At 67.7% G+C, this 5,597-nt stretch carries 7 protein-coding genes and 2 pseudogenes; 6 read left to right on the top strand and 3 right to left on the bottom strand.

Going from position 1 to position 5,597, the window contains the following annotated elements; translation table 11 throughout:
• Window positions 1-196 precede the first annotated feature (196 nt).
• The 5 genes and pseudogenes from AC5WRT_RS38615 to AC5WRT_RS38595 form a co-directional block, all read left to right on the top strand.
• Complete coding sequence (locus AC5WRT_RS38615; RefSeq protein WP_496098866.1) at window positions 197-1,072, top strand: hypothetical protein; 876 nt, start codon at window positions 197-199, stop codon at window positions 1,070-1,072.
• Window positions 1,073-1,382: 310 nt separating this feature from the next.
• The gene (locus AC5WRT_RS38610) at window positions 1,383-1,583 is read left to right on the top strand and encodes a helix-turn-helix domain-containing protein (RefSeq protein WP_496098867.1); all 201 of its coding nucleotides are present in this window, start codon (window positions 1,383-1,385) and stop codon (window positions 1,581-1,583) included.
• Window positions 1,580-2,158 (top strand): hypothetical protein, encoded by a 579-nt coding sequence (locus tag AC5WRT_RS38605; protein ID WP_496098868.1) that lies wholly within the window; start codon window positions 1,580-1,582, stop codon window positions 2,156-2,158. The genes AC5WRT_RS38610 and AC5WRT_RS38605 overlap by 4 nt, the downstream gene beginning before the upstream one ends.
• Window positions 2,159-2,315: 157 nt before the next feature.
• Complete coding sequence (locus tag AC5WRT_RS38600; protein ID WP_496101080.1) at window positions 2,316-2,891, top strand: SUKH-4 family immunity protein; 576 nt, start codon at window positions 2,316-2,318, stop codon at window positions 2,889-2,891.
• A gap of 338 nt (window positions 2,892-3,229) precedes the next feature.
• Window positions 3,230-3,331: pseudogene (locus tag AC5WRT_RS38595) on the top strand (IS5/IS1182 family transposase); the annotation flags it as partial.
• A gap of 19 nt (window positions 3,332-3,350) precedes the next feature.
• Here the strand turns inward: AC5WRT_RS38595 and AC5WRT_RS38590 are convergent.
• On the bottom strand, window positions 3,351-4,007 hold the full coding sequence (locus AC5WRT_RS38590; RefSeq protein ID WP_496098870.1) for a TMEM175 family protein: 657 nt from the start codon (window positions 4,005-4,007) through the stop codon (window positions 3,351-3,353).
• Between the two features lie 110 nt (window positions 4,008-4,117).
• Window positions 4,118-4,681, bottom strand: coding sequence for a hypothetical protein (locus AC5WRT_RS38585; RefSeq protein WP_496098871.1), 564 nt, complete (start codon window positions 4,679-4,681; stop codon window positions 4,118-4,120).
• A 101-nt stretch (window positions 4,682-4,782) separates the two neighbouring features.
• On the opposite strand from AC5WRT_RS38585, the gene AC5WRT_RS38580 reads away from it, so the two are divergent.
• The gene (locus AC5WRT_RS38580; RefSeq protein ID WP_496098872.1) at window positions 4,783-5,304 is read left to right on the top strand and encodes a PadR family transcriptional regulator; all 522 of its coding nucleotides are present in this window, start codon (window positions 4,783-4,785) and stop codon (window positions 5,302-5,304) included.
• Window positions 5,305-5,328: 24 nt separating this feature from the next.
• Here the strand turns inward: AC5WRT_RS38580 and AC5WRT_RS38575 are convergent.
• Window positions 5,329-5,597, bottom strand: a pseudogene (locus tag AC5WRT_RS38575) (IS5/IS1182 family transposase); the annotation flags it as partial.

Here is a 5,597-nt window from a genome sequence, read left to right as displayed (position 1 = left end):
CTAGGCCCCGGCGCGGCCTCTCCCCGCTTTTCTGGACCCATGTGAACCCCTGCGGCGGGTTCGAGCTGGACATGAACCGCCACCTGCACTTCGGCTCTTTCCTCCCGCAGCAGCGCACCCCGCAGGACCACTCCACGCGAACCCCGGACGCGACGGCACCTTGATCCTTTCGGTTCCGTGCCTGTTCAATCAGCAGATGACTGAGACCGATGTCGACCTCGGCACCGTCGCCGCCCCCTCCGGGATGCTCGTGCTGGGGATGGCCGGCTGGATCGACTACTGGCCGCAGGTGGGCCAGCCGCTGTCCGAGCGTGCCCGGACCGCGATAGCCGTCGGCGGCGGACACCTGCACGGCCCCGAGGACAGCGAGCCGTCCGCTTGGATGTGCGAGGCCGTCGCAGTCGCAACCGCCACAGACCGGCCTCTGCGGGTGCGGGCCGAGACATCGGCCTCACCCTTCGACGGGGAACCGACGATCGCCGTTCTCGAGGTCGAGCTCGGCCTGCCCTGGCCCGGTCCCGATGGCGGCGAGCCCGTGCGGCTCGGGGACCTGCCGGTCGACCGGTGCGGCATGGTCCTCGGCGACGCTCGGGCGCTGGACGGCTTCATCGGCTTGGACGGCCAGTCCGCCGACGGCCTGGCGGACGTCACCTACTGGGGCAAGTACGAAGCCGCCGTCCATGCGCAGTTCGGCGGCGACCGCGTCCCGCAGCACCCCAGCGGGCACGGCCCGCGCGGATGGCTCGACCTTCCCCTGGCCGAGGCCGAAGCCGTCGCCGCACGGCTCCGGAGCTGGACCCGGGAAGGACCCGGGAACGGGCTGATGGTCTCCGTCGACGCCCACACCGACTTCCACCGATTCAACCGAGCCGGATGGAGCCACCCACTGCTGGCCGGCGCCATCGACCTCGGTGGCTGCCCCGTGCTCGGTCTCGGCTGGGATCCTGGGGATCACTCCATGCGCCACCGCGGAGAGCGGGCCTACGGGCAGGTCTACCCCGCAACCCTCGAAGATCGCGCTGGCGAAGCGGTACTGCGCTGGGCCATCCCGCCGTACGACCCTGACCGATGAACCATACCCGGCTTGGAAGGACCTCCGGGACTGGTGAGTTCGCATGTTCAGGCCCGTGCGCGGCCTTCACGGATCAGAAGACGGCCCAAGCGTCCCTCGGCAGCCGGTGATGGACGTCATCCATGGCATCGGCGGCCAAGAAGACGGGGCGCGTGAGCAAACGATCGCCGACTCGCTGCACGCAGTACGCCACCCCAGGAGTCAGCGATCCGGGATCCGGGATCCGCTCCAGGCAGATAGAAGAGCTCCGTGGATGGTTCCCGGCTTTCCGCACGATCGAACAGCCACTGCTCAAGCTCGGAGCGAGGGCATGGCCGTCGCCCGCGCCCGCGGCAAGCTCAAAGGCCGCCAGCCCGAGCTTTCGGCACGCCAGCAGAACGAACTGGTCCGCATGCACGCCACCGGCGAATGCACGATCGCCGAACTGATGGAGGTGTTCTCCGTGGGCCGCGCCACCGTCTACCGCGTTCTCCAGCGAGCCACCTCCACAGTGCCCGGGGCCCGCGCATGAACGCCGCCCGGACGAGCGAGGCCGGCGGCTCCCTCGACCCGGCATGGTGGACCGAGGACCAGGAACGCTGGGACCTCCTGCGGTTCGAGGCTGCCCACGACGAGGCCGGCCTGCGGCTGGACCGGTGGTGGAAGGACCGCCGGGACGTCCTGGACGCGCTCATCCTCGCCCCGACACCGGTGAACCACGGCTTCGCTCGCTTTCTGCTGGACCAGGAAATGCAGTTCCACCGCCACTGCTGGGGCTTCAGCCACAGCATCGAGGTCGCCGCCGTCCTGCTCGCTGAGCACCGGCAGCCCGACGACATCTGGCACCTGTGGCAAGCGATCACCACCAGCTTCGACACCTGGTGCGGCTTGCCCCACCGGCTTCTCCTCGCCGGCGGAGGAACGGAGCACACGGTCCCCTACGTGGCCGACTCCGAGCACGAACAGCGGGACAACCTGCTGGGGCACCTTCACGAGCTCCAGGCCGCGACCGACGACGACGTCACCGCGCTTATCGCCGAACGCCGCCAGTACTACACCGGCACCCTCCGCGAACTGGGCACAGCCCTGGGGTCCGACGATGACTGAGAACCGGGCCCAGGACACCGCGTTCCGACGAGGGACGCTGCGCCTGCTGAGCTGGGACGGAGGTTCGCAGGTTGATCACCGATGAATTGAGCCGCTGTCTGTCCCTCCCGCTTGCGGACCTTGTGATTACGGAAGATCGCCACCGGGCCAGCGACAGGTGCTCGACTGGAACCTCCCGGCTCGTGATCACGAAGCCGTACGCGAGTGGGGCCTCCCCAAACTGCGACTGTTCACTCCGACACATCCAGCCGTCGCCGAACCCAGTCTGCTTCCCAATCTGGCGGGAGATCACGAGCGCCGCCTTGTGCCGCGCGGGCGACGCCTCTACGAGCTGGGCCTTTGCGGTTCTCGTCCGGACAACTGCGTCGTCGGCGTCGTCCCCCGGGACGGCCGCGTTCTATGTCTGCTGCCAGCGCCCATCACGGTGGCGGATCTCCCGCTCGCTCCGAGGCCGTTCCATGAGGATCTCCACAAGCCGGCGGTGTCCTTCTTCAGCTCCTCGCTCGCACAGTACGTCGAGGCGGCTTGGCGCCGGCATGCGGCCCTGGCAGCCCTGCGAGGCGTGAACGAACCTGCGGACACGGCCTCCCAGGAGGAGTTCGACAGCCACTACGACCTGCTCTACGAGTGCGTCGACCTGATCCTCGACGCGGTCCGTCGCATCGACCCGGCCGCCGCCGCGGCAGAGCCACACGCGACCTGGGTCGAGCTGATCCGCGAGAACTCGCTCTGAGCGTAGGAAACAGCATGGACAGCATTGCTCCCCTTGCTGAAGCCGTCCTGGTCGCGGTGCCTCCTCCCGGCGGTCAGGGAGTTCGAGTCCTACTATCTTCTGATGACGTCGAATCGAGCGGCGGCTGCCGGAATCGGTCTTGCACGGGTGATGGCGCATTGTGGGGGCAGCCCCACGGCACCCGTGCACTATGCAGCCGGCGCTATCGCCGCTGCGCCAGAGGACCCGGAACCCTACGCAGTGCTCGCTGAACTGTGGGAGGAACAGCGGGAGGACCTGGCGGAGCTCCTTCAAGGCGCCAGCTCTCAGCGCAGGCACGGGTCTCCCCGTTCGACCCGGCACACCCGCTGGGCTGCCATCGACGGAGGATCAGCGACCGGACCGTCTTCGACAAGCTGCTACAAGTCTTGCGGTTCGGCTGCTCCTACGAGGCGATCGCCGGGGGCTCAGCCGGTGGCGTCAGTGGCGCGCCGGGCGGACGAAGCGCAGGGCGAACCGGACCGCCGGGAGCAGTGTCCAGCACAGCGAGGCCGAGTGAGTGACCAGCGCGACGGGTATCGACACCGTGAATGTCACGACCACTGCGGCGATCCAGGACAGGGTGTTGGTGATCACCGAAGGTGGGGTGTTGTCCCGTAGCAGCCCGGACCGGCGAAGTGCGGAGAAGGCCCGCCAGAGGAACAGACCCGCCAGAACCTGACTGGCCGCATAGACGATGAACTGGACCTGGAACGCGTCGTCCTCGCTGGTCAGCAGCTTGGTCCCGAACGGCATGATGACGATCATGAGCAACCACATCAGGTTCCATTGGATCGCCCCACCCGTCAGGCCCTTCGCGTAGCGGAACAGGCGCTGATGGAACAGCCAGTGCATGGCAACGGCCGTGAAGCTGATCAGGAATGCCACATATTCCGTCAGATGCTCGCGCAGGAAGTCCAGGACGCCGCGGTTGCCGTGGACAGCTCCAGTCGGGACCGGTAGCTCCAGCGCAAGCAGCGTGATGGCAATGGCGATCACGGCGTCCGAGAAGTAGATCAACCGTTCCGGACTGACCAGCTCGACCTCGTCGGACTCGTCGTACATCTCATCTGTGCGTCGCGCAGCCGTCTCGGCCATCCCGCCGCATACCTCCGATTTCAGCATTGAACGTGAACCTGTGATCTTCAGGCCCCACTTCGCATGGGGCGTCTTGCGGTGAGCCGTCACGTCTCGCGGTGCCCGCCCGGTCAGGCCGAGGTGTGCCCGGGGGCAGAGGCAGTGGCCTTGGCCTGGGCAGCGGCGTACCGGCCGGAGAACACGAAGGGGATCACGAACGCGAGGACCTGCACGGTGATCAGGGGCAGCGTCGCGGCGTGGTCGTAGTGGACGATGAGGGCGCACGCGGCGGCAGCGGCGGCGAACGCCGCGGTCCACACGCCGGTCAGCACCATGTTGACGCGGATGAAGCGGGGTGCGTTCCAGAACTGCTCGGGCACCTGGGACCGGGCAATGGACAAGGTGAACGGTCGGCGCACCGCAAGGGAGACCAGCGCCGTGACCGCGAGGACGGCGTTGGCCAGGACGCACGTCCAGTTGTGCAGGCTCGACTTCGGGGCGGCGACCGTGGCCGCGGCCATCGCCACGAAGAACACACACGTGGCGGCACCCAACAGGTCCACACCGCCGGCACGGAACCGGCCGGTCAGCGACAGTACGGCGACCAGAGCGGCGCCGCACATGCCCAGCCTCCAGTCGAACGGGCTCAGGGCCGCGTAGCACAGCCAGGGCGCGAAACCGCGGACGTAGTTCACCGGGACTCTCTCCTTGTGGAGCGACAACGACAGTCGAAGAGTGACATGTCAAAGTTGTAGTGTCTAGTCTGACAGGTGAAAGCCGGAGTTAGGATTCAGGCATGAGTCTGCGCCACGCCCTCCTGGGGCTCCTTGCTGAGAAGCCGGCCAGTGGATACGACCTGCTCAAGCGGTTCGAGACCTCCCTGTCGATGGTCTGGCCCGCCCAGCAGAGCCAGGTCTACGGCGAGTTGGCCAAAATGACCGAGCACGGCCTGATCGAGGTCACCGGCACCGGCGCCCGCAACCGCCGCGAGTACGGCATCACCGACACCGGTCGCGCAGAACTGCGTCGCTGGCTCACCGAGGCCGGCGCCGACGCGGCCTTCCGCAGCGCCGCCCTGCTCCGTGTGTTCTTCCTGTGGACCCTCACCCGAGAGGAAGGCGTCGCCTACCTCAAGGAATTCGCCCGCGCGAACAGCGACCGCCAGGCCGCCCTCGAACAGATCCGCGACACCGCCGACTGGATCGGCGACCCCGTCCAGGTCTGCGGCTGGCTCGCCCTCGAATACGGCATCCGCGGCTCCGACGCCACCGCGCAATGGGCGCACTGGGCCGCCGAGCAGTTGGACGAACACCTGTAAGAGGCCGCACAGACAGGCCGCCGGTCATGGTCGGCGTCGAGGGCGCGTGTCCCAGCGATGGGTGGTCCAGGCTCGGCGGATCAGGCTACGTATGATGATGATCGTGTCGGCGAGGTCGAAGAACGCTTCGATGACGGTGGTGTGGCGTTCGTAGTAGCGGGCGAGCCGGTGGAAGCCGTTTTGCCGGGAGTGGGTGCGCTCAACATGCCACCGGTGGGTGGCCTGGAGCGGTGCTTTGGTCCCCTTGCGCACGATTCGGCGGTTCAGTTTTCGCTGGTCGAGCACGGCACGGG

This window comes from Streptomyces sp. NTD91 (assembly GCF_059510455.1).
Note: the sequence above shows the minus strand (reverse complement) of the source record. Positions and strands in the feature narration are given on the sequence as shown.

Excerpts from the sequence above, each read along its gene's own strand:
- AC5WRT_RS38615 (WP_496098866.1), top strand. The coding sequence starts at position 197 with ATGACTGAGACCGATGTCGACCTCGGCACCGTCGCCGCCCCCTCCGGG.
- AC5WRT_RS38610 (WP_496098867.1), top strand. The coding sequence starts at position 1,383 with ATGGCCGTCGCCCGCGCCCGCGGCAAGCTCAAAGGCCGCCAGCCCGAG.
- AC5WRT_RS38605 (WP_496098868.1), top strand. The coding sequence starts at position 1,580 with ATGAACGCCGCCCGGACGAGCGAGGCCGGCGGCTCCCTCGACCCGGCA.
- AC5WRT_RS38590 (WP_496098870.1), bottom strand. The coding sequence starts at position 4,007 with ATGGCCGAGACGGCTGCGCGACGCACAGATGAGATGTACGACGAGTCC.
- AC5WRT_RS38580 (WP_496098872.1), top strand. The coding sequence starts at position 4,783 with ATGAGTCTGCGCCACGCCCTCCTGGGGCTCCTTGCTGAGAAGCCGGCC.